Origin of the sequence: Rugosimonospora africana, from assembly GCF_016862975.1 — a bacterium.
GTDB classification, from domain to species: domain Bacteria; phylum Actinomycetota; class Actinomycetes; order Mycobacteriales; family Micromonosporaceae; genus Rugosimonospora; species Rugosimonospora africana.
This window is the reverse complement of the sequence record NZ_BONZ01000125.1, coordinates 1-21,621: the sequence shown is the minus strand read 5'-3', so window position 1 is coordinate 21,621 and position 21,621 is coordinate 1. Positions and strand designations below refer to the sequence as shown.

27 protein-coding genes and 2 pseudogenes are annotated in these 21,621 nt (G+C 64.7%); 15 read left to right on the top strand and 14 right to left on the bottom strand.

The genetic code is table 11. The features are described 5' to 3' along the window. A partial coding sequence (locus Raf01_RS47305) for an integrase core domain-containing protein (protein WP_203924746.1) occupies positions 1-1,058 on the top strand: 1,058 nt, incomplete at its 5' end. A 7-nt stretch (positions 1,059-1,065) separates the two neighbouring features. Here the strand turns inward: Raf01_RS47305 and Raf01_RS47300 are convergent. Together Raf01_RS47300 and Raf01_RS47295 are read right to left on the bottom strand one after the other, a co-directional pair. Continuing rightward, positions 1,066-1,566, bottom strand: coding sequence for a hypothetical protein (locus Raf01_RS47300; RefSeq protein WP_203924745.1), 501 nt, complete (start codon positions 1,564-1,566; stop codon positions 1,066-1,068). 187 nt (positions 1,567-1,753) lie between these two features. Then, positions 1,754-2,473, bottom strand: coding sequence for a hypothetical protein (locus Raf01_RS47295; RefSeq protein ID WP_203924744.1), 720 nt, complete (start codon positions 2,471-2,473; stop codon positions 1,754-1,756). Positions 2,474-2,741: 268 nt separating this feature from the next. On the opposite strand from Raf01_RS47295, the gene Raf01_RS47290 reads away from it, so the two are divergent. After that, a complete protein-coding gene (locus Raf01_RS47290; protein WP_203924743.1) occupies positions 2,742-3,386 on the top strand; it encodes a helix-turn-helix domain-containing protein in 645 nt (214 codons plus the stop codon). Positions 3,387-3,456: 70 nt separating this feature from the next. Here Raf01_RS47290 and Raf01_RS47285 read toward each other — a convergent pair whose 3' ends face one another. Then, the gene (locus Raf01_RS47285; protein ID WP_203924742.1) at positions 3,457-3,894 is read right to left on the bottom strand and encodes a hypothetical protein; all 438 of its coding nucleotides are present in this window, start codon (positions 3,892-3,894) and stop codon (positions 3,457-3,459) included. A 249-nt stretch (positions 3,895-4,143) separates the two neighbouring features. On the opposite strand from Raf01_RS47285, the gene Raf01_RS47280 reads away from it, so the two are divergent. Together Raf01_RS47280 and Raf01_RS47275 are read left to right on the top strand one after the other, a co-directional pair. Further along, entirely contained in the window at positions 4,144-4,518 is a 375-nt protein-coding gene (locus Raf01_RS47280) for an Mth938-like domain-containing protein (RefSeq protein ID WP_239134551.1), read from the top strand. A 138-nt stretch (positions 4,519-4,656) separates the two neighbouring features. Then, a complete protein-coding gene (locus Raf01_RS47275) occupies positions 4,657-5,715 on the top strand; it encodes a DUF3644 domain-containing protein (protein WP_203924741.1) in 1,059 nt (352 codons plus the stop codon). Between the two features lie 210 nt (positions 5,716-5,925). Here Raf01_RS47275 and Raf01_RS47270 read toward each other — a convergent pair whose 3' ends face one another. Continuing rightward, on the bottom strand, positions 5,926-6,081 hold the full coding sequence (locus tag Raf01_RS47270; RefSeq protein ID WP_203924740.1) for a hypothetical protein: 156 nt from the start codon (positions 6,079-6,081) through the stop codon (positions 5,926-5,928). A gap of 1,541 nt (positions 6,082-7,622) precedes the next feature. After that, complete coding sequence (locus tag Raf01_RS47265) at positions 7,623-7,952, bottom strand: hypothetical protein (RefSeq protein WP_203924739.1); 330 nt, start codon at positions 7,950-7,952, stop codon at positions 7,623-7,625. A 159-nt stretch (positions 7,953-8,111) separates the two neighbouring features. Here Raf01_RS47265 and Raf01_RS47260 point away from each other — a divergent pair, with 159 nt between their 5' ends. Further along, the gene (locus Raf01_RS47260) at positions 8,112-8,441 is read left to right on the top strand and encodes a hypothetical protein (RefSeq protein WP_203924738.1); all 330 of its coding nucleotides are present in this window, start codon (positions 8,112-8,114) and stop codon (positions 8,439-8,441) included. A gap of 217 nt (positions 8,442-8,658) precedes the next feature. Next, positions 8,659-8,784 (top strand): hypothetical protein, encoded by a 126-nt coding sequence (locus Raf01_RS50760; protein ID WP_275413217.1) that lies wholly within the window; start codon positions 8,659-8,661, stop codon positions 8,782-8,784. On the opposite strand, the gene Raf01_RS47255 is transcribed toward Raf01_RS50760, so the two are convergent. From Raf01_RS47255 to Raf01_RS47230, 6 genes and pseudogenes are all read right to left on the bottom strand, one after another. Beyond that, positions 8,781-8,972, bottom strand: coding sequence for a hypothetical protein (locus Raf01_RS47255; RefSeq protein WP_203924737.1), 192 nt, complete (start codon positions 8,970-8,972; stop codon positions 8,781-8,783). The two genes, Raf01_RS50760 and Raf01_RS47255, sit on opposite strands and share 4 nt — an antisense overlap. 655 nt (positions 8,973-9,627) lie before the next feature. Then, positions 9,628-10,218, bottom strand: a complete 591-nt coding sequence (locus Raf01_RS47250; RefSeq protein WP_203924736.1) for a hypothetical protein — start codon at positions 10,216-10,218, stop codon at positions 9,628-9,630. Positions 10,219-10,267: 49 nt separating this feature from the next. After that, complete coding sequence (locus tag Raf01_RS47245) at positions 10,268-10,603, bottom strand: hypothetical protein (RefSeq protein WP_203924735.1); 336 nt, start codon at positions 10,601-10,603, stop codon at positions 10,268-10,270. 418 nt (positions 10,604-11,021) lie between these two features. After that, positions 11,022-11,384 (bottom strand): hypothetical protein, encoded by a 363-nt coding sequence (locus tag Raf01_RS47240; protein WP_203924734.1) that lies wholly within the window; start codon positions 11,382-11,384, stop codon positions 11,022-11,024. Positions 11,385-11,731: 347 nt separating this feature from the next. Further along, positions 11,732-12,206 (bottom strand): annotated as a pseudogene (ybiA, locus tag Raf01_RS50360) (riboflavin biosynthesis intermediates N-glycosidase); the annotation flags it as partial. 128 nt (positions 12,207-12,334) lie between these two features. Further along, a complete protein-coding gene (locus Raf01_RS47230) occupies positions 12,335-12,502 on the bottom strand; it encodes a hypothetical protein (protein WP_203924733.1) in 168 nt (55 codons plus the stop codon). A 37-nt stretch (positions 12,503-12,539) separates the two neighbouring features. Here Raf01_RS47230 and Raf01_RS47225 point away from each other — a divergent pair, with 37 nt between their 5' ends. Beyond that, positions 12,540-12,875, top strand: a complete 336-nt coding sequence (locus tag Raf01_RS47225; protein ID WP_203924732.1) for a hypothetical protein — start codon at positions 12,540-12,542, stop codon at positions 12,873-12,875. A 36-nt stretch (positions 12,876-12,911) separates the two neighbouring features. Here the strand turns inward: Raf01_RS47225 and Raf01_RS47220 are convergent, their stop codons facing one another. Next, positions 12,912-13,178 carry a hypothetical protein gene (locus Raf01_RS47220; RefSeq protein ID WP_203924731.1) on the bottom strand — a complete coding sequence of 89 codons (267 nt, stop codon included), beginning with the start codon at positions 13,176-13,178 and terminating at the stop codon, positions 12,912-12,914. Between the two features lie 292 nt (positions 13,179-13,470). Between Raf01_RS47220 and Raf01_RS47215 the strand changes: the two are divergent. The 5 genes and pseudogenes from Raf01_RS47215 to Raf01_RS47195 form a co-directional block, all read left to right on the top strand. Next, positions 13,471-13,983, top strand: a pseudogene (locus tag Raf01_RS47215) (transposase); the annotation flags it as partial. A 43-nt stretch (positions 13,984-14,026) separates the two neighbouring features. Further along, the gene (locus Raf01_RS47210; protein WP_203924730.1) at positions 14,027-14,653 is read left to right on the top strand and encodes a DUF4240 domain-containing protein; all 627 of its coding nucleotides are present in this window, start codon (positions 14,027-14,029) and stop codon (positions 14,651-14,653) included. 240 nt (positions 14,654-14,893) lie between these two features. Further along, positions 14,894-15,265: a DUF1877 family protein gene (locus tag Raf01_RS47205; RefSeq protein WP_203924729.1), complete on the top strand. Its 372-nt coding sequence runs from the start codon at positions 14,894-14,896 to the stop codon at positions 15,263-15,265. 717 nt (positions 15,266-15,982) lie between these two features. Continuing rightward, positions 15,983-16,405 (top strand): barstar family protein, encoded by a 423-nt coding sequence (locus Raf01_RS47200; protein WP_239134549.1) that lies wholly within the window; start codon positions 15,983-15,985, stop codon positions 16,403-16,405. A gap of 224 nt (positions 16,406-16,629) precedes the next feature. Further along, complete coding sequence (locus Raf01_RS47195; RefSeq protein ID WP_203924727.1) at positions 16,630-17,358, top strand: hypothetical protein; 729 nt, start codon at positions 16,630-16,632, stop codon at positions 17,356-17,358. A gap of 285 nt (positions 17,359-17,643) precedes the next feature. Here Raf01_RS47195 and Raf01_RS47190 read toward each other — a convergent pair whose 3' ends face one another. Continuing rightward, entirely contained in the window at positions 17,644-17,790 is a 147-nt protein-coding gene (locus tag Raf01_RS47190; RefSeq protein ID WP_203924726.1) for a hypothetical protein, read from the bottom strand. Positions 17,791-18,378: 588 nt separating this feature from the next. Between Raf01_RS47190 and Raf01_RS47185 the strand changes: the two genes are divergently transcribed. Then, positions 18,379-18,891, top strand: a complete 513-nt coding sequence (locus tag Raf01_RS47185) for a hypothetical protein (protein WP_203924725.1) — start codon at positions 18,379-18,381, stop codon at positions 18,889-18,891. A gap of 232 nt (positions 18,892-19,123) precedes the next feature. On the opposite strand, the gene Raf01_RS47180 is transcribed toward Raf01_RS47185, so the two are convergent. Beyond that, a complete protein-coding gene (locus Raf01_RS47180; protein WP_203924724.1) occupies positions 19,124-19,486 on the bottom strand; it encodes a hypothetical protein in 363 nt (120 codons plus the stop codon). A 522-nt stretch (positions 19,487-20,008) separates the two neighbouring features. Here Raf01_RS47180 and Raf01_RS47175 point away from each other — a divergent pair. Further along, a complete protein-coding gene (locus tag Raf01_RS47175; protein ID WP_203924723.1) occupies positions 20,009-20,404 on the top strand; it encodes a helix-turn-helix domain-containing protein in 396 nt (131 codons plus the stop codon). Continuing rightward, on the top strand, positions 20,392-21,525 hold the full coding sequence (locus Raf01_RS47170; protein ID WP_203924722.1) for a tyrosine-type recombinase/integrase: 1,134 nt from the start codon (positions 20,392-20,394) through the stop codon (positions 21,523-21,525). Before Raf01_RS47175 ends, Raf01_RS47170 begins: the two co-directional genes overlap by 13 nt. Positions 21,526-21,621 lie beyond the last annotated feature (96 nt).

The following is a 21,621-nucleotide window of genomic DNA, read 5'->3' as shown; positions in this document are numbered from 1 at the left end:
CCCAGACCCTGCAACGCGAACTCCTCGACGACGTCGCTGTCTGGCCGGACATCGAGACCGTCCAGGCGGCGATCGACACCTTCCGCACCGAGTACAACACCAACCGGCCGCACCAGTCCCTGGACATGGCATTCCCCGCCGACCAGTTCATCCCCCGGCAGACCGACGAACGGTTGCCACTGCGACTGCCATCCACGCTGACAGCGGCCACGTCCCGACCTCAACCGATACCCGACCCGGCCCAGACGTCCGCGCCGCCCGCCACCGAGCCGATGACGCCCTCACCGGTGCTGTCGGCCAACGGCACTGACCCGGTCAACCTCGCCGTGGAGTTCACCCGCGTCGTGCCCGCCTCCGGGAACCTGACCGTCTACGGCCAACAGTTCTGGCTCGGCCCCGACCGAGCCGACACCACCGTCACGTTCTGGGCCGACACCACCGTCGTGCACCTGCTCACCAACGGCGTGCGACTCAAGACCGTGCCATCCCGGCTGACCATCACCCAGCTACACCAACTCTTGAACGGGGACGGCCACCCAGCCGGGCCACCACCCATCCAGACCGGCCCCGCCCGCGCCGGCGGACCGATCGAGGTCGACCGGCTCGTCAACGCCACCGGCCTGATCACCCTGGCCGGCCGACAACACCCCATCGGCTACCACTTCGCCGGCAGACGCGTCACCGTCCGCATCGACCGCGGCATCCTGCAAATCACCGCCGACGGCGTCCTCCTGCGCAGCCTGCCCAACCCGCTAACCCCCACCGAACAAGCCCGCATCCGCGACGCCCGACCCGCCGGCCCACCACCCCAACCCGCACCCGAACCTGTGCGGGTCGAGCGGCGGGTCAGCTGCCGTGGCGCTCTCGTCGTCGCCGGACAACGCATCCACGTCGGGATGACCCACGCCGGCCGCACCCTCACCGTTGAACCCGCACACCACACCTTCCGCGTCTACGACGGCGACGAACTCCTCACCGAGGTCGCCTGCACCACAAGCCGACCGATCGCCCGGTTCAAAGTCCGCAAACCCGAAACCGGACGACGACGACAGGAGTGACCACGCATCACGACGGCGCTCCTTGCCACGGCGGTGCCCCCAACACCGTCAACACCGCCGCGCCGAGTACAGCAGGCCCAGCGTCGGCAGGTACGGCCGTCATGTAGGTCCATTCGTCCTGTGGATCGTCTGAAGCCGGGAACCAAGCGCCTCGCCCGAGGTCGGGAAGCCACCGCTCCACTCGCATCGATCCCGCCTTCTCAGCTATCTGGGCGTAACGGGCCGCGCGCTGCCAGGAACGGTATGAGCGGTATCGGCGCGGTGACAGCTCAAGCAACGGCCGAGCGTAGTCACGCAGCGGCGGCCAAGAACTAGGCGGCTGCACCTCGCGGCAGCGTGCCAGCGCTGCCTGCACGATCCGGCCAAGCTCGTCCGGCATCACATCTGGGTAGCCATCCAGGACGTCGGTGTGCTTGTCCTCGATGCCGGCACCACCCCAGCTATCCACCGTACGCACCAGCAGTCGCCCGTCGATCTCGTAAATCGCCGCCATCCGCTTCTCTGGCACTCGCCGATCTTCCCACCGGAGTCAAAAAGTAGGCTCGCTGCGAAGATTTTCCTAGCCGGACGTGTCACGCACGTCCCGAGACTGATGTGTCACGAACGTCCTGGGACTCGACAGATCTCGACGACATTGTGTCCGGTCTCATGACCTGGGTGACACACAAGTAACAGGACGTGCGTGACACCTCTGGCTAGACGATCTTGCCTCGGTCCTCCGGAGCGGCGGACAGGGAATCATCGTGTCCCGACGTCGGAAGAGCTTTGCCGAGGCCGACCGTTTCGACGTGTGACGGGGAGAGAGTGGCCGGGCCGATCCATCCGCGAACCACCGCCGCCACCTGGGCGCGCTCGGGTTGCACCGGGTACAAGTCGCGGCCGAGGGACCAATTCTGCAGAATCCCCCGTGTTGTGGCCAGGTGACGCGTCACCAAGGTGTGCGGGAGCCCCTTCGAATCCCAGGCGTGCCACAAGGCCCAGCCTTCGGCCCTGGCCGGGACGCCAAGCCTGGCGCAGAGCTGCGCATACTCGATGCCCCACTCTGGTGGCATCGAGTCCGGGCCAACGACCACGATGCCGCTCAAGGGCAGCAAGGGACGTTCTTCCAGGCAGCCGTCGCCGGGAAAGTGGTAGTAGCGAACTTTGCGGGCTAGGGCGTTGATGGCCCGCTGCAGTGGCGTCGCGTCGTCCGGATCGGGACCGTGCGTCAGCGTTCCCTCATCGAAGGCGAGGGCGACCACCTCTTGAGCGAGCAGCTCCACCTGGCGGAGGTAGTCAATCTCGTCCTCATAGGCGGGGATCGGATCAGACATCGCCCAGAGTTTCCCATCGGCGGTACCGGTGCCGCGACCGCAATACCCGCTGACAAAGGTTGCCAAGACCGCTGTTCCCGCGCCGGCCAGCTCGACCAGCACTTGGCGAAGTGTCACGCAGGTCCTGTTACCGCCCTGTCACGCAGGTCATGAGACCGGACAGATCTCGACGACATCGTCGACGACATGACGCCGGATATGCCGTCACCCGACATGCCGTCACTCGTCATGTCCGCGACTCCGGGTGATGCTTGACGTCGTGGCCTCGGATGAGGCTTGACATGATCGCGACGACCGCGCGACTCGCAGATCCGGATGGCCGCCGAGCTGCGGGTGCGTCCCTTTTGTTTGTGAGGCTTAAACTCCGCGGATGGAGCCGGTCGAACGAGTGCTGAGCGCCGAAATCATCGCGGCGCTGACCGACTGGCCACGCATCGTGCATGCGGTCCAGCCGGAACCTGTGGATCTTACGTCTCTGCGGTCGTTCCTCAACGAGATGCTGCGGGAGCTGCCATGGTGGGACCACGCCTGGCAAGTCACGCGGGTGGAACCGGCCCGTCCGCATGAGGTCGCCGGAGACGGTCCTCGCCGCAGGACGACGTGCACTGAGGTGTCGGTGCCAGGCGTCGTTACCGGTGATCGGGAGCAGGTGCTTCCCTTCTCGGCGCGTATCCGATTCGAGAATGATCGCCTCCTCCGATTCCAGGCGAAGATCGGCGATGTGGTGATCGGCCCGGCGACCGCGCCGGCGGGCGCTTTTGAACCCCATCCTTTCGGTGCGGTGTTCAGCAAGCTGATGGACCGGCGTGGGATCTCGATCAGGGAGATGGCAGTCCGGTGTTTGCGCGCGATGTCGACGATCAGCTCGCTTCGGCACGGGGTGCTGAACCCGCATCGGGTCCTGGTTCATGAGGTCGCACGCGCGCTAGAGATGTCTGAAGAGGATTTGGCAGCGATCGCCGGTCTCGACGACATCGAGTCAGCACCGGCGCGATCGGACGGCTCCACGAGCTGACCCGCCCCTCGGCCCGCCTCAATATGACGCGGACCGCGGCAGATCCGGATTCGACCTTGATGACCGCGCGTCAGCGTTCTGCCTCCTCCACACACAGCGCGCCGTTGCGCAGGTACGCCGTCCAGCTGTGCGCCCTGTCGAGCCAGGTCGGGTTCGCGTGCTCCGCGAGTGCCAGCCATGCGCAGGCGCGGTGAAGGCCGCTTTCGGTAATGAGTGCCGTCCGGGCCTGGGCGCGGTCTCCGCTGGGAACGGCGTACAGCCTGAGGGTGCAGCGTGGCCGCTTGGGTGTTCCTCGTGGCAGGTGGTAGGTGCTGCCGATCTCCGCGTATCGATCAGCCTGAAGTAACACAATGTCGGCTCGACTACCGCCGTGCTGGGCGAAGTCCAGCGATAGGAGGCGCACACCAACTGCCCGCAGCGACGCCTCTACGATCGATTGCCCGACCGGATAAGACCAGCCGGACCGAAGTGGGCCACGGTTGTAGCTCTCCCACGGTTCATCTGGCACCTACGCGACTGTACCGGCATTTCACCGCGTCGCCGGCCGGCCCGTTGGCGCTCACTGACTGTCCCGGCACTCCGCCGCGAACGACCCAGCCAGCAACCAGTCACCACCGTCGCGCACCCCCCGACGATCCGTAACGCACTGGAATTCGGCATGACCGCGCGCACCTCGCGGCATGAGCGGGCGACTGACGAGCCCGTCGTGCTGCGACAATGATCCTTGGCCCCTTTACAGCGTTGGGCGGGAGGTCAGGTGGCGACGGTCGGAGTCTCGCCGAAAATTCTGGGTGTCTCGTGGGGACGCATGGAGGTGGAGGGCCTGGGAGTCGGTAAGGACTTCATGCTGTACCCCGGCGGAGGCGGCGAGTGGGACTGGAGCCGGACCGGAACGCGTCACGCACCTGGCATCCAGCCTGCTGACGTGGAGGAACTGCTGACCCAGGGTACGACGACGGTGGTGCTCTCCCGCGGCATGGATCAGCAGTTACAGGTCGACCCCGCCACATTGGCGTACCTGGACAATCTGGGCGTCAAGGTGCACGTCGCTGAGACCCGCGAGGCGGTCCAGGTCTACAACGAGTTGGCTGGACGCGTGGCGGTCGGCGGCCTGTTCCACTCCACCTGCTAGCCACCGGATCGCGGTATGAGAGGGCACGTCAAGGCTAGCCCTTGCTCTCTATCGGCTGACCACTTTTGAGCGCTCGACCGAGGGTTCCTCGTCTGAACTGACGACGATTAGCGTCGGCCTCCGGTATACGCTGCGACGATGGCCCCGAGACCCCGCTGGCATTACACGTTGAATGCGGCCCAAGCCGAGGCGTTGACCGCTGTTGAGATCTACAACAGCCCTACGTCACTGAGGCCACTAGAGGGGTTCCTCGTGCATATGCATGTTGCTTGGCTTTACCTTCTTCATGCCACCTTTGACAAGGCTAAGACTCCCTATCACTATAAGGATCCGAAGACCGGGCGGTATATCAAAGTTGATGGCGAAAAGAAAAGCTGGGAATTGCAGAAATGCATCGAGACGCGGTGGCCCTCCGCTAAGGAGCCAGTACGGCAGAATCTTGAGCTAACGGTTCAACTTCGCAATAAGATCGAGCACCGCTTCGAGCGCGGCCTGATGGTGGCGGCCTCGGGGTTCGCGCAGTCTCTAATAATGAACTTTGAAGCTGAGCTGGTAGGTAGCTTCGGCGTCGCCTACTCTATCGCAGATCGTGTGCACATTCCTGTCGCCTTGAGTACCTTCTCCCGTGAGGGTGCGGCCGCGATGGCAAGCAGCCAATTGCTTTTACCTCAACGCTTGCGCGATTTCTTCATCGACTACAGGACACGTCTCGATGAAGGTGTCCTCAATGATCAGGCATTCGAGATGCGCATCGAGATCGTACAAAAGCGCTCCCCGAAATCTGAGGCCGATCTAGCCGTTTCGTTCGTTCGCGAAGACGACCTGACCAGCGAGGAGCTGAATGCCTACAAGGAACTGGAGCGCGTGGGTCGTGTGATCCTGCGCGACAAGGACCGAGATGTAGCAAACTTTGGCTGGATGAAGCCGTCTGCTGCTTCTGCCGCCATCCAAGCACGGCTTGCGGTTAGATTTAGTCCTTCCGCAGAGTTTCCACGTGCATGGCGATACTATAAGGTTCGCCCAAACAAGACCGGCCTCGGAAAGCAACGAAGCAAGACCATTGGGAAGTACTGTCGGTACGACGAGGCCCACGACGACTACCTGTACTCGCAAGAGTACGTCGACTTTATTGTCAGCGAGTTGTCGGACGCCGCGGCTTTTCAGAGCGTAATTGGTTGGCTGCCGAAACAGCTCTGAGCTTCGGCGGGCACGGGAAAGCCGCACTTGGCCGGCTTCACCGGAGCTCGGCGGAGGGATGCCTCGATTAGCAGAGCCCGGCCGTCCCCGTACTGCGCCAGATCACCGACAAGTTCGGCACCGTGGGTGCGCAGGTGGGCAATGACGTCCTCGATGTCGTCGACGGCGAAGCGCCGTACTCGGGCCCACCCCTGCCGCTCAACAGCCCGTCTAGCCGCGGTAGTCGTCCTCGTTGAGGCCCACCACACGCCGCTGATCCAGCACGTCGACCGGATCAGTCTCGAACGGAAGCCGCAACCGCCGCATCACCTCGTCGTCGACCCACGGCCGGTGTTGAGCAGCCCCGTCAGCCTCCAGCCCTTCCAAGAACGGACTGCCAACGTCGGATCCGCTTGCGTTCATCAGGCAGCATTAGCTCGCCCGGCGTCCGGGAGCCGCGGACAGCCCGTTCCCACCAGGGCAGTGATAGCGGCCGGGCAGCAGCACGGCCGCTGAAGTGGGATCCGGGTGCGCGGAGAGAGCTATAACACCTCTGGCTGCCCGGCCGCTCCTTAGTGCTGGGGGCGGCTCTGCGCCTCTTGCCGTCGTCTGCTGTGGACCGCCCCAGCGGTCGGCCGTCCCCTATGTTTGACCGATGACGGGCGTCAATGACGATCGGCCAACCGATCTTGAGGTCTATCCCGATACCGGCCGATGGCAGCCGCGTGATGCTGGGATGGCGGTGATCGAGATGGGGTCGCCAGGTACGTCGTCGCAGTGGAGGATATCGAGCATCGCCGGTCTCGTCTCCGTGGCGCTTGTGGTTAGCGCCGTAGCGGGCTATCTCTTCGGGCGGCATGACGAACGGAAGGCGGCCGCGACAGTGCCAGTCGCAGGGGCACTAATGACTCCTTCGTCGGTGAGAGCGGGAGCACGGGTGTTGTCCCTCACTGGCCACGGGTGTTCGTTGCAACGCGGAGATCAATTGCAACTCGGAGTCGAAATCGTCAACGTGTCAGCAGCAGATGTGACCGTCCGCGTACCGAGTGTGCTTGTTCCGTCGGGTGAGTTGGCACAAGAATCATGGGCCTGGGGTGTTTGCGGCCAGCTCTCGGCGATAGCGAACTACGGACCGATGCCGGACACCCTCCCAGCAGGTGCCGCGACCTGGTTGACGGTGACATTCTCCGTTCTGACCCCGTGCCCGCTGGAGCAATCGGTCCGTTTTCAGGTCAACTACTCGCAGGCAGGCAAGCTCGCCGACGCCGACCTTGGCGGATTCAGCAACTTGGGCGAGGTTCCCTACACGCGATGTTCCGCCAGCCCGACCCCACCCGGCCCCGTCCCCCCGCCCCCGAGGCTGCCTGAAGTTCGACCGGGTAGCACCGGGGCTTGAGCCATTGAGACTCCTGTCGTATCGCCGCTGATTCGGTGCGGGCGCCGGGCCTTAGCGGCGGCTTGCCCGGGTCCCTGTGCAGCTGGAGCGCAGTGGAGGCGGCACGGGGTTGGTCCCGAAGGGACCGCCGCTGTGGGTGGCCCGAGCGCCACGGTTCGCGCCGCTTCAGCGGCGCGTCTTGGTCCCGTACAGAAGTTCTCACATGGATCCCTCGGGAGATGTGTCTCGACGACATGACGCCGGATATGCCGTCACCCAACATGCCGTCACTCGTCATGTCCGCGACTCCGGGTGATGCTTGACGTCGCGGCCTCGGATGAGGCTTGACATGATCGCGACGACCGCGCGACTCGCGGCAATTGAGGATGCCGCGAGGGACGTTTCAAGGATGTTGCCGCTCCGGATCGAGAATGGTGATTCCACCGTCCTCGGCCCGGGTAAACTGGACGCTGCCTCGCCAGCGAGGCAACTTACGCTGAAGCCCACGAATGACGCCAATAGTTTCAGCGTCGCTGAACCCGGTCGTGAAACGTCAGTCAAGGCCCGAACCGACCACATCGCTTACGAAAACGACCTCGACCGCCAGCAAGACCCGTCGCCAGTCTTCTGCGGTAAGCGAGGACGAGCGGTCGATCTGCTGCCATAGCTCCCTGGCCTCGCTCGATAGGGATGCAGCGTCGGTGAAGCCCATGGCCGTAGCAAAAGCATCAGTCGGCCTGGCTGGCCCGCCCCAATCCAGCAATCCGGCACGCAGGACTTCGCGCTCGTCTGCGTCCAGTTGAACGTGAATGGGCTCGGCGTGGGGCACCCGTCGATCATCCCACACGGCCGTCGGCATGATCGGGTGCGCGCTCATCGGCATGTCCGGACGGCGGGCCGTCAGTCACGGCGCGATACCCAGCGCGGATCGGACTGCGGTAGAAGCCGACGCCTCGCTGGGACTCGTCGGCTGCACTGCTGTAGGAGCCGGGGGACAATCGAGGTGGGCTGCTTGGTACAGCGATCCATCTGGAGGGGAAGAATGGCCGACGAATGGCTGAACCACTCCGAGGTGTTGGTCCTGGACCCCTTGGAGAACTCGCCGCTGCCGCTCTGGGAACTTCGCTGGCATCAGGCGACAACACTGCAGGAACTCGCAGACATCCTCGCGCCAGGTCTGATCTCGCTGGCAGCGCGAGGCTTGGTCGAGGTGCGCCGTTTCCACAACTGGCCAGCACAGTGGGACCAAGGTGTCCCGTTGATCGGGGACGACCTCGCGCGAGAGAGCACACACGCTGAGGTTTGGTCCGACGAAGCGGCGCACGCCGTACTGGCGGCTCACATCACCAAGGCCGGCCGCAGGCTTCTGTAGCCTCCACGCACCTGCGGCAACCGTTCTGAACGATTGAATCTTCTGGGCCCGTACCCGCTCATGAAGCAGAAGCGGAAGCCGAGTGCGGCGCTCGGACGCGGGTGTCCCGGTGGTGCTTGGTTCACGGTCTCTTCGTCGGCCTTCAGCTGAGCTGTTCGAACAGTCCGACCATCATGGGCTCGGGTCCGCGGACGTAGCAGAGCCGATAGCTGCCCTCGTGCTGCGCCAGCTCTCCGACAAGTTCGACGCCGTGGGTGCGCAGACAGGCAATGACGTCCTCGATGCCGTCGACGGCGAAGCGCCGTACCCGGGCGCAACCCTGACGCTCAAACAGCCTGTCTAGCCGCGGTGGTCGTCCTCGTTGAGGCCGGACACACGCTGCTGGCCCAGGACGTCGACCGGAGCAGCCTCGAACGGGGTCCGCAACCGCCGCATCACCTCGTCATCGACCCACGGCCGGCGTTGCACAGCCCCGTCAACGTCCAGCCCCTCCAAGAACGGACTGCCAACATCGGATCCACTAGCGTTCATCAAGCAGCACCCCGTACTTCGGAACGAGATCAGGACCAGTCTCGGAGGATACGAGACAGGACCGACACTCCGACCTCCGATGCGCAGCACACGATAATCGGCACCTCGCGTAGCCGGCCGGCGGTGCTCGGATGGCCAGGTGCCGGCGCACCACCCGAGCCCGGGTCAGCAACGGTGCCAGCCCTGATCGGTAGCAGGCTGCCGGCCGCAGCATGACTCTGCGGCGATCCGGCGCCGCGGACCCGCCGACACCACGCGGCACGCATCGAACCGCAATGAAACGCAGCACTACCAGGGGCTATGCCAACGGAGGAGCACCATCGGAGCACCAGATCCCAAATTCTGGGAAAATCCGTCCCGGGATACGAAACGAATCAAGGCCGTGACCCGCATTTCTGCTGGTCACGGCCTTGATCTTTTGCGCGCCCGGAGGGACTCGAACCCCCAACCTTCTGATCCGTAGTCGACGGGCGCGCCACCCAGCCCACCGCCTTGAATCAAAGTGATTGTTCTACGCCGGGTGCAGGTTACGGCGTGGCCAGGCCACCGGCGCTCGCTGCCGCTTAGGACAGGACCGAGGCGGTCCACTTCTTCTGGAACGCCCCCACCTGCCATTCCGCAGCAGGTGGGGGCCGTCTCACGCGGCCCGGCAGAATCACAAACCTGCGTGAACTTGCGCCAGCTCTTCCAAGCCACCGCTTGGCGTGATGCGCCAACGAACGCCAGCGGCATCTCGGAACTCGATCACCGCGCCAATCGCCGCCGGGGTCAGGTCGCCACCTTCACGGCGGTCCATCTCCCGAGAGAACTGGGCGGCCGGGGCTCCTGGGGGTAGCCAGGGCGACTCCATCGGTTCGCCCCAGGCCGCAGTACCACGGTGCCAACGTACGACGATGCCGCGAATCGGGTAGTCGCTGGCGTTCTTGAGCGTCGCCGAGAAAGTCCATCGGTCTTGGTCGTCAACACCGCGCGAGTGGCTCGCGTACATGAACACCCGGACGGCTTGGGCACGCCGCCGTTCAGCTAGTGACTCCCCGAGGTCTCTGGCTTGTAGGGCGAGCACTTCACTCTGCTGCCGGTTGAGCTCCTGCTGGTCGGCGATCTGCTTCTGCTGGTGTCGTAACTGTCGGCTTTGAGCACGGTAGGCGACCATAGCCGCGACTAGTGCCCCGGCGGCAATGAGCGCACCTATCGCGGTTCCCCAGCCTTGGAGTTGATCGGTGAGGGGACTGGCTACCGGGATCATCGGGCCGTCCCTCCGACTCGCGGACTGCGGACGCGCTGGCGGGAGGCCATCAGGCGGCCAACCCCGCGACCGCGGCTTGGAACTTCCCGGCGACGGACGGCTTGACCTTGCCAGTGATCCGGACCAGTACCGAGCCCGTCAGGTAGTCGTACTCGGTGCCGAGGACCGGGTTGGCATTCAACTGGGTCTGGATGTATTCCGCTCGCGCCTTCGCCGTGGCCGCATCTGGGAACACCTCGATAACGCCGCCTCGGTCGGTCGTATACCGGTCGCCGTTCGGGTCGCCGCCAGCCACGTCGAATGAGGCGCGGGACGTGTACTCGCTGGGTCGGCCGATCAGGTTATTCGGGTCGGTGTTCTCGTCCTGCACTGCACCGTTGCTCATGGGCAACCCATCTGCGGCGAGTTTCGCCAGTACCGCCCTTGCGTCGAGTGCTGCGGCGGGTGGCGGGGTCGGCTGCGCTGACGTGCTACTCGGGACATGCGTCGCCGTGGTGGTGGTCTTGCCGCCGGTGGTCGCGGAGCCACAGGCCGCCAGCCACATCGCGGCTGAGACAGCGGCGATCAGGACGGGGACTCGGTTTCGGGATAGAGGCACCCGCCCATGCTGGCTTGGCGTATCAGCGCAGTCACCCTCTGATCGGACGGGACCGCTGTCGCCGAGGCGACAGGAGACACAACATCGCTTAGGGGACAATTGGAACCGCCGACATGCCGTTTGGCCGGCGGCGACGCGGGGCTTGGACACCTGGATAACCCTCGCCGGGTGGGGCTCGGCGGAACTGTAAGCCCACCTCAAGCGGTTAGCCGAGGCCAGGCGACCCCGGACTCGCTATCTCTCTTGTGGTATCGCTGTTGCTCTCTGTGCTCCCGGCATCTCCTCTCAGAAAGGCATCAACCTTGAACCAGCTCCGTAGTCGCTGAATGGGCCTGAACCATCTGCTGCTCAGGTAGCTGAGGAGCGGCTCCGTCGCTTCGACCACAACGCGCCCCTTCTCAGCCCTTGTGCGTTCCGACAGCATGATCCCGTTGATGATCCCGGCGTAGCTGTAGAGCCTGCTGATGATTGGCGACACATACGTGATGGCGCCACTGGTCATGGCCGGCATCAACTGCTCGACCTCGGCGACGAGTTGTTGGTAGAAGCGTTCCTGCTGGGCCAGCATCCGAGATCGTGCCGTCGCTGGTATGGCTGAAGGTAGGCGGTCATGGTCCAGCATCTTGGCCAGCATCACGATGTTGAGGAGCTTCTTCCGAAGGTCATCCCGGGCACGAAGCCGGTCGAGGATCCGCTCCTTGCGTACCTCAAGCCACGGCTTGGCCGCATACTCGATGACCAATGCGACGATGCCGGACGTGAGGGCAGCGACGGCGACAGTGTGGACGGTGTCGGACACCGCATCATCATGCAGCCTGGCCGCCGCATGGGTCGTCGTCCGGGGATGCCGGCGGGCACGCATGCGTCCCCAGACGACTGTATCCGGGGCTCGCCGTTGTCGACGCCCACCGCGGCCCGGGCGTCCATTAGGGCGAACCCGAGCAGGTTGAGGCCACGCCTGGGGCGGGTGGGCGGCCCGCAGGTCGTCCGCCACCAGGCCGATACCCCAGACCCGGTCCAGCGGGCTGGCCTCGACCAGGACACAGCCCCGGGTGCTGAACAGGTAGTCGCGCAGCCTCGGGTGCTGGCCGAACCTCGCGGTGTTGCCGGCCACGACGATGTCGTAGCGGCGGGTTTCCCAGATCGTCTCGTCGAAGCCGCGTACCTGCCGGCCGAGCGTCTTGGCCGCCCCGGAATGCGCAGCGGTGAGCACACGCGCGGCGGTCTCGTCGTCGCCGAAGAGCAGGGCCTTGCAGTGCATCATGAAATGCTCCGCGGTCGGGTAGGTGACGGCGTCGAGGGTGAACGCCGCAGGCCACCACTGGCTCAGGCAACCCGCGCCAAGACCGTCCCGTTGCGGCCGGTGGCCCCAGAAGAACGGGAACTTCATCCGGGCAGCCGAGCACCCGCGAAGACGCCAATCTCGTCAACCCCAATGATGTCCCCACCGCGGATCCTTCTGCCGATGGGCATCTGCTGGATCTCGGTCAGTTTGCCTGCGCCAGCCGTATTTGCGGATCAGAAGTCGAAAAAGATCGGAAGTTCCCGGATATCGGCGTAGATGGTCGCACGCTGCGCGGCAGGGAATCCGAGCGCGAGAGCTTCGCCCCGGTAGATGGCGATCACCGTGTCCTCGCCCCGCCACCAGGTGTCCGCCAGGCCCGCGACCTCGGGGACCGGTTCCATGCCGGTGAGGTTGATGTCTTGAGCCTATGATGATCGGGTGGCTAGGGTGGTACGTCGAAAAGAGACGACGTTTGTTCATCCCCGCGCAATCGGCGAGGTCGTGGTTACCAAGATCGCAGATCTTCCGGTGGGCGTGGTGGTCTCGGTGTACGCGTTCGCGCCCGGGGCGCAACTCAAGCTTGGACCGTCGTACGACGACGCGGGATGGACTGTGCTGTCCGGCACGGGCTGGGTGGATAGCGAGGAGAGCGGCCGGCAGGAACTAGAGCCGGGGTGGACCGCGTTCGTTCCTGTCGAGGACACGCCTACCTTCGGCACTGACGAAGGTATGACCATCGTGGATGTTTTCGGTGGCCTGATGATGCCGAAATAGCGTCGTGTGCCTAGGTCGCCAGCAGACCTCGGGGCGCTAGTTGCCTCCGTACCGCTCTGTCAGTCGAACGATGTCCGCCAACTCCCGATACGGATCGGTGCCCTTTGCTTCTGCAAGGCGTCGGGCGAGAATGCCGCCTACTACTGCGAGTCCTGTAGATAGCTGGAGTTCGAGGTCTGGATGTCCGTCTCGGGCCAAGCTCTCAAGGTAATTGGTCAGGTTGTCGAGACCGTCGGCTGTGCTGAGCCATGCGTTGATGGCACCCACCGCAATCCGTACTGTCTCCTGCTGCTGCGCAGTCACGTCGAAGTACCATAGCCTAAGTTGGCTGTCAACGCGGGTTTGACACTTCACGCTCTCTTCTTCCCTGGGTGAGCAGCGGGCAGGTTGCGGCGTCCGCGCTGTGAGAGTGAGCCAGACGGCGTCGCGTGGGTCACCGGCCACGGGCTGGACTCGGCACTGGGGGCGTCGCCCTCACCGTTGACAGGTCCTCGGGGCAGACGGACTCTGGGCCAAGGTTCGAGGCTAGCGGCGGCGACCGGCGCGTACGTGTGCTTCGAGGACGAGGCCGGGCCAGAACGTACGCCCTCCCAAAGCGCGCACCTGGGGCCGTCGGCGACATACCCCCGTGGTGAGGGTGTCGGGCAAGGGCTCGGGTCGGGTGTCGATGGCCGGCCTGGTGTGCTTCAAGCTTGGCCGCCGCAGGCATATGTTCTACCGGCTGCGTATCCATCGCGGCCGCAAAGGCGAACGCCGTAGCCTGTCCGAGGACGACTACGCCGCGCTGGTCTCCGCCGCGCACTATCAGTTGCACGCCCCCATTGTCCTTGTGAGGGACAACGTGAACACACACGTCAGTGCTGCGATGCGGAAGTTCATCGACGCACACTCCGCGTGGTTGACGGTGGTGCGCTTGCCCACCTATGCCCCCGACCTCAACCCAGTCGAAGGCGTCTGGGCTCACGTAAAGAACGGCTTGGGCAACCTCAGCGCGCACGGTGTTGACCACTTGGCCGCCGTCATCCGTAACCGACTCAAGCGCATCCAGTACCGACCCGACCTGTTCCCCGGGTTTCCTCGCACCGACCGGCCTACGCTTCCCCGCTGATCCGCCGTAGATCCTCAGCGGGGCGGGCATTACGGTGACCGGCGTGGACATCGAGGGGTTCTGGCTGTTTCTCGAACGCTCCGCCCGCGAGACGACGGGCCTCGAGCAACGCAGCCGGTGGCTGGAATACCGGCTCGGCCGTATCCCCCGACCCCATATCGTGGACTTCCAGGTTCACCTGGACGCCGCGCGTCGCCCGATCGACACCTACGCGATGTGGGGTGCAGCGAACCAGATCATGGATGGTCTGTGCAGCGGCGACGCGTTCTGGTACTTCCAGCCCTGGCTGATCGGCCAGGGCCGGCACCGGTATCAGCACGCCGCGGGCAATCCCGACAACCTGGCCGATGTGCCCGCCGTTCGTGCTCTAGCTGGCCGCCGAACCGGCGAGTGGGCCAACGCGGAGTGGCCGAGCTGGGAAGACCTCGCCTACATTGCCGGCCGGGTCTACGACCAGATCACCGGCCAAGAAGACAGCATCGATGAGGAACTAGCCGCACCCGGCCACCATAGACCCTACGGTCCGGCCCGACACGGTCTGGAACTTCGACAACCTCGCGGAGATCCAACGGCGCCTCCCACGACTGGCTCGTCTATTCCCTCGCCAGCGATACCTCAGAGCCTGATCAGCAGGCCCCCAAGATCTCCCGATGGATACAAGCAGACGTAGACCTCAGCTTTTCAACGTCTGTAGCGTCCGGTGTGCTGCGGGTACCGGCATCTGGGCCGACATCCTTCGGTGCAACCGATCCGCCTCTGATCATTCCGTACATGTTCCGGATCTTGCGTGCCTCGCTGCTGTCCGTCGGACCGATTTTGTCCCCCGATTGCAGGTGACGGGTTCGACCCATGGAAGTAGCCGTGGTTGGGCGTGGTGCGATGGTGAAGGCGTCACGCTATCGTCCCGGCCATGGCTTGCCGCGGGTACTTCCTCGCCCTCAATGAAAGCTGCGTCGCGCGGCTGCTGGCCGAGGACGGCAACGACGAGCGCCTCATCGAGGTCATTAAGCAACTCGATATGGCGGACGCGCCTGACGAGTGTGACGTGGACAAGGCTTGGGACGGCATCCATCGCTGCCTCACAGAGGGTGGCCTCGGTGGGGAGGACAGAACGTACCGGCTCAACGCGGTCGTCCTCGGCGGTCTGCCGCTACATCAGAGCGACGGCTACGTCGTCAGTCACAACACACCGGCCGAGGTCCACGATGTTGCCGCTGCGCTCTCCGAACTCGACGCCGAGCCGTTCATCTCCAGGTACTGGGCGCTCGACCCAGATGTGTAAGGCGCCACAGTTGACCAGGACGGTCTTCAGTATCTGACTTACCACCTGGAGCAGGTCAGTGCGTTCTATCAGCGGGCTGCGCAGGCTGGTTGGGCGACCGTCTTCGTCGCTGATCAGTAGAGCGTGAGGGTTCATGGTGGGGCCAGCCAGACGACCTGGAAGGTGGCACACCGAAGCCACCCCGTCTGCCGTCGGCCCACACTCCACGGGGCCGGGTTCTGGCCCCGGGTCCAGATGGGACGCTGCTGGACGAGCCTCATGTTGATGGCGCTAGAAACGGATCCCCAGAGGTGCCAGATCATCTTCCCCACCCGGTTGTGGTGATGTTAGAGCGCGCGGATTGGTCGTAGTGGGACGGTGTCCGGCGCCACCCACGTGCCGAGACTGATCTGTCACGGACGTCTTGGGACCCGACATGCCGTCACCCGTCATGCCGTCATCCGTCATGATGTTGGTGATGTGTGTCGTGTCACGCCTGATGCTTGACACCGGCGTCCCACCTGACGCTTGACACGGCGGCCTCGGCTGATGGCTGACATGATCGCGAACCTGTGCGCCGACCTGAGCCGACGATTACGGCATGCTGAAGAGGTTCCGGATGCGGCCTCGTAACGGGCCGCTGGGCGTGCCTTACGCGGCGAGGGTTGGTTGATGAACGACTGGTGGCAGAGCCCCACTGATCCACTAGCGGTCTGCTTGCGCAGCACTGTCGTAGACGTGGCAGCCGTACTGCCAGCAACGGGCAGGCTTGTCGTCGCTCGGCTGGACGGAACCAGAATGGCCGATGCAGACAGCATCTTCTACGAGTTCTCTGACGCGCTGCTCTTTCCGGGCTACTTCGGCTGGAACTGGAACGCGCTGTCCGACTGTCTCCGTGACCTGCACTGGCTGCCCGCAGACGGATACCTGATCGCCGTCGAAAACGCGCCACGGTTGCTGTCGAGCAGAGTCGAGGACCGTCAGAGGCTGTTCCGGATCCTCTTGAGGGCAGTCCATCACTGGACGAACCCGCTCAGCAAGCCCGGCAGCAAGGGCCTTCCGTTCAAGGTGTTGCTGCTGTGCGACCTCGATGAGGAAGCGGCACAACTGCGGCGTGAAATCGCCTCCTGCGGGTTCAGTAGCCCGGGCTGGATGCGTTAAGGGCGCGACCCTCGTACTCGGCGCCCAGGCCGCCGAGCATGCTGGTCGTCGATCGGCCTGGAGGCTTCGCCCGTGATCATGTCAAGTGTCAGCCGAGACCGCCGCGTCAAGCTTCATCCGAGACCAGGCAATTGTCGTGTCCCGCCTGATGCTTGACACTCGCGTCCCACCTGATGCTTGTCCGGCTGTGTTCGGTCGCTTGATCGAGGCCATAGCCTGTTCATGTGACCCCGAAAGACCTTCGCCTCGACACTGAGCTGCCGGAGACAAGGTCGCTGCCCGATCCCTCCGTGCTGCTGCAGGAAACGGCCTGGGCCTCGTACGAGCACGCCCTGGGGGCGGCAGAGGACACGGCAGCCGCGTTGACCCGCCTCCTAGACGACGACATCGCCGCCAGGGCCGATGCCTTACGGCATCTCGAACAAACGGTGCACCATCAAAACAGCATTTACTCGGCGACGGTGCCTGTTGCGCTGTACGTCGCGTCGATCCTGGTCGACCCTCGAACTGCGACCGCCGGCATCTACCGTCGCGACAACCGCCACCGTCCCTTACGTGCCGTCTTACTGGACTGGCTAGGCGAGATGGCCGATGACGTGAGCGACGACGCTGTTGCCGTGCACCAACGGCTAGGGTTCTTCCCTTTGGAGGAATACTCGGAACTTGTCGAACTCCGATCCCTCCGTCCGACGATCTTCAACGCCGTCTGCGCGTTCCTGCGTGACCCTGAGCCACATGTTGCCGACGCGGCCGTCATCACTGCCTCTCTGCTCCTGGACGGCGCCGACGTTGCTCATCACCAAGCCAACCTCGCTTCCCTGGTTCACAGGGTTCTGCTCACCAGTACCGATAGGACCCACCGCGCCCATGCCAGGCGCCTTCTCCATCGGTGGGGCGAGCCGACCCCGCCCGAACTCGAGGTGACTGGCCAGGGCCCCGAACCGCCCTTCTGAGCCGACCAGCGGAGGCACATCCTGGGCTTGGTCGTTCAAGGTCATCTGTCCAACATCAGGTGGGACGGAAACGTCAAGCATCAGCTGGGACTCGACAGGCGGAGTTGCATTTTGGGCTGATATTGCTCGCTGGGTTATGAGATGGTCAAGCTGAGTCTTGGTTGTCCGTCCGGTCAGCAGTGGTCCAAGTGGCGACGGCTAAAGGGGTCCAGGTCGGCGCTCGCCGTCCGGCCAGTCTCGGCTGCCCCAGCCCATCTCGTTAGCAACCTCGTTGGCACATGAGCACTAGAAGAAGACTCGCACGATCTCCTCTACCGCCTTGGCCAGTGTTGCAACGGCAACGGCGTACCTAGCAGCAATGCTGAGCCGCCCGAGCAGCGAACGCCGGCCGTCGCGCACACGCAGGCTTCCACGATCGTTTTTCTCGTCCATGGGTGTCTCCTCCGGGGATCCACCCGCCGTTGGTGGCGGGCGCCCGGAGCTCGGACGAGAAATCTCGCGGCAGTCGGCGCGCTATCCTCCGTAGGTCCACGGCGTGCCCGAAATGATGCACCGGCCCGAACGCGCATATGGACTTCGCGAGAGCGGCTATGGAACCCAGTGCCCACCGCTCTCCGGCGACCACCAACCACCTGTCGGTGAGGATGGGGGGAGCGCTGAAATACAGGGGCATACATTTGAGGCTAGAGCGCGCCCGCAAGTGTTGCTGCACCGCGGGGCCCGGGGGTTTGAACCCGTAACACCCAGCGCTTAAATAGATCAACCCGAATCGGACCGATCGGTGCCCTGACCAGCGGGAAGCCTTCCAATATTTGACGGCACTTGCCGTCGTTGGTGAGCATCATTCGTGCCCGATCTGTGCCCGATGATCTTCTGTAGTGCGGCCTCAGCGTTCAAGCGGCAGGAGATGCCCGGTCACGGCGTGGTCGTCGCTCGCTACGTTGACCGTGGGAGCCCGACGCTCGGCCGGAGGCTGCTATTTTGCGCGCCAGGCGCAGCGGCGGATTGGAGATTACGGGATTGACAGAGAACGAGGCCCCGCTAGTTTGGGCGAAGGTCGGGGACCACAGCGCCAACCTGCGGTGGCGGCTCGGTGATGGAGATTTCGAGATCCATACGACCTACATCGGCGCCGGGTTGGCCCCTGTCGTGGCGGCAGCGCTTAACCTGCAGCGAGGCTCAACGGAGAGCTGGTGTGCCCTCGAGGGCGAACCCAGCGGAACGTTGATTTTGCTCTCGCAGTCGCCGGTCGGACCGGCCCCGCAAGACCGCCGACTGTTCGTTCAGGTGATCGACTTCTCGCGGTTGCGCACTTGGTCGAACAGCCGCGTGCGATGGTCAGGCTGGGTGCCGACAGCCGAGTTTGTCGCTGCCGTGGAGGGAATGACGGCGGCCGTACTGCGCGAGCACGGCGAGGCTGGCTACCTCAAGTGGTGGGGTGGCGTCGCGTTCCCGACCGAGATGCACAGGCAGTTGCGGAATCTACTGAACCTAGACGCTCGCAGGTTCTCTTCGACAGACGAGGGGATTTGAACCCCTTAGAGGCCGTTCCGATTCCACGAGTCAGTTGGCCTCAACGGCGGGCGAGACGACTACCGCCAGGTCCTCCTCGCCGTTCCCGCCGACCAGGCGCCGGGTGATACCGGTGGCAAGCCGCGAAGCGGCGCGGCAGCCGATCGCCCTGGCATCGACGGCGGCCGGTCACCCTGGCGATCGTCACGGCCCGTTGCCCGGTCGTTTGATGGCCGTGACCGGCCATCCGTGCTCAAGTGAGGTAGCAGGCAGTGCCGCAGACGGGGCAGTGGGCACGCTTCGCATTGGACACGACGGCGAGGTCACAGCTTCTGCAGCTGCCCTCTTCCCATAGCCCTTGGTCCGGGCCGAGATGGTCGCCGTAGTACCCCGCGTCTGGCCAGACCACAGTCGATAGATCGGTGCTGGTGTCCTGAGTGCCGTCGGGCGTATCTGTATCCCAAACCGTGGCCTGTGCTAGCACCAACACGTTGCGCAGTCCGTTGGCTGTCTCGGTGTACGCGGGCAGGACGCGCCGCAGCACATCGACCAGTTCGCGGACGTCGAGTTCCTGAAGCTGATGTGCGAGTTTCTCCCGAGCGTCTTCGCCAATCACGAGGGGCACCGTAGCTCAAGGGCTGGCGGGGGGCGCGGGGCGAAGCGGTGTCGGAGACGTCGCCTGGTGCGGCACGCCGCGGGATTTCTCTGCGACGTCCGGGCGCCGTGGACCCGCTGACATCAACCGGCACGCATCGAACCGCACCGAAACGGTGCGCTACCAGGGGCTATCGCGGCGGAGGAGCACCATCGGAGCACCGGATCCCAAATCCTGGGAAAGTCCGTCCCATGATACGAAACGAATCAAGGCCGCAACCCGCATTCCTGCTGGTCACGGCCTTGATCGCTGGCGCGCCCGGAGGGACTCGAACCCCCAACCTTCTGATCCGTAGTCAGCATCTCGCTCAAGCACCTCAACCCCTTAGCCGGCGCCCCTGCACAGGGCAACGACGGCTATTGACGTCACAACGCTTCACGTTCCATGACCATCTCGCAGCTCCCACGCGGCCGGCACCTCAGAAGGTGCCGGCCGTGATCGTGTCCGCCCTTCCCGTACCTCATCAACCTGCAGGAGATTGACATGGCATCGCACCATTCCCGCCGCCCCATCTCGAACAACCATCACGAGTCCGCGCCGGTGCCCTCTACACCGCGCCCGCCGGCCGCCGACACACCGCACCTCTACACGCCCGAGGAAGCCGCGGCACTGCTGCGGGTGCGCCCCTCATGGTTGCGGAAGAAGGCTGCCGCCCGTGAGGTGCCGTGCACCTTCCTCGGCAAGCACCTACGGTTCTCCCCCGCCGACCTCGCCGCGATCGTCACCGCCTCTACCCGTGCCCCGGTCGGACACCGGCCCCGACGCCGAGCCGCTCCCACCGTCCGGGATCGCGACTTGCCACCCGGGCCGAACCGAAGCGTCCATGCACCCCGATCCGATGACCACATTCGCGATGGGAGCAGCACATGGCCTGGGTAGAACAACGTGGCACCCGACACCGAGTCCGGTTCCGCCTGCCCGACGGCACCGTCGGCACCGACTCATCCCACCCCACCAAGGCCGCCGCCGAGCTGCGGTGCAAGCAAGTCGACATCGACCAGGCCACCGACACCTACCTCGACCCCGCCACCGGACGCATCACCCTCGCCGAGTGGGTGTCGATCTGGGAGCAGGGCCACATCGCCGGCCCGGCGAAGCGGGCCGCGTACGACAGCCACTTACGCAATCACATCCTGCCCCGCTTCGGCCGAGCGCCGCTGACTCAGATCAACCGCCACGCCGTCAAAGTCTTCGTCAAACGCCTCAAGACCGACCTCGCCGACAGCAGCGTCGCCAGCATCATGTCCCTGTTCAGCATGCTCATGCGCGAAGCCGTCGCCGACCGTCGCACCGGCTACAACCCCTGCCACAACATCAAAGTCACCACCACCCGGCCCCCGGAACGGCCGCACGCCACCCCGGCCCAGATCGACCGGATCACCGCACGGATCCCCCGCTTCGACGAACAGGTCCTCGTCACCACCGCCGCGTACACCGGGATGCGGTGGGGCGAATTGACCGGGCTCGCCAGGGCCAACACTCACCTCGACACCGGTGTGCTCCAGGTGGATCCGGACGTCGGGGCGCTGCACGAAGTCCGCGGCAAGCTCTACCTCGGCCCACCCAAAACCGCCGAGTCCGCCCGGCAGGTCCACCTACCACCGTTCCTGACCGACCTGATCCGCCAAGTCCTCAGCGGACACGACCACGACCAAGTCTTCACCGGCGCCCACGGCGGCTTCCTGCGCCGCTCCAACTTCAACCGCCGCACCTGGGCCCCCGCCGTCAACGGCGCCCCGGAACACCACCAGCCACCGATCCTGGCCGGCATGCACTTCCACGACCTACGCCACACCCACAAGACCTGGCTGATCGAAGACGACATCCCAGAGATCGCCCAAGCCAAACGACTCGGCCACCGCGTCCCCGGAGTACGCGGCATCTACAGCCACGTCACCCCGGCCATGCAACAACGGATCACCCAGGCCCTCCAGCACCGCTGGGAAGCCACCCACCCCCAGCAACCCGCCCCGGCGGTACGACGCCTACGGGCCGCCTAACCGCCCCCGAAACGGAGCGATACCCGGACGCAGCGGAACGGCCGCGTCCGGGCAATTCTCTTTTAATCAGAAAAATGGGTCGCCAAGGGCCAAGAG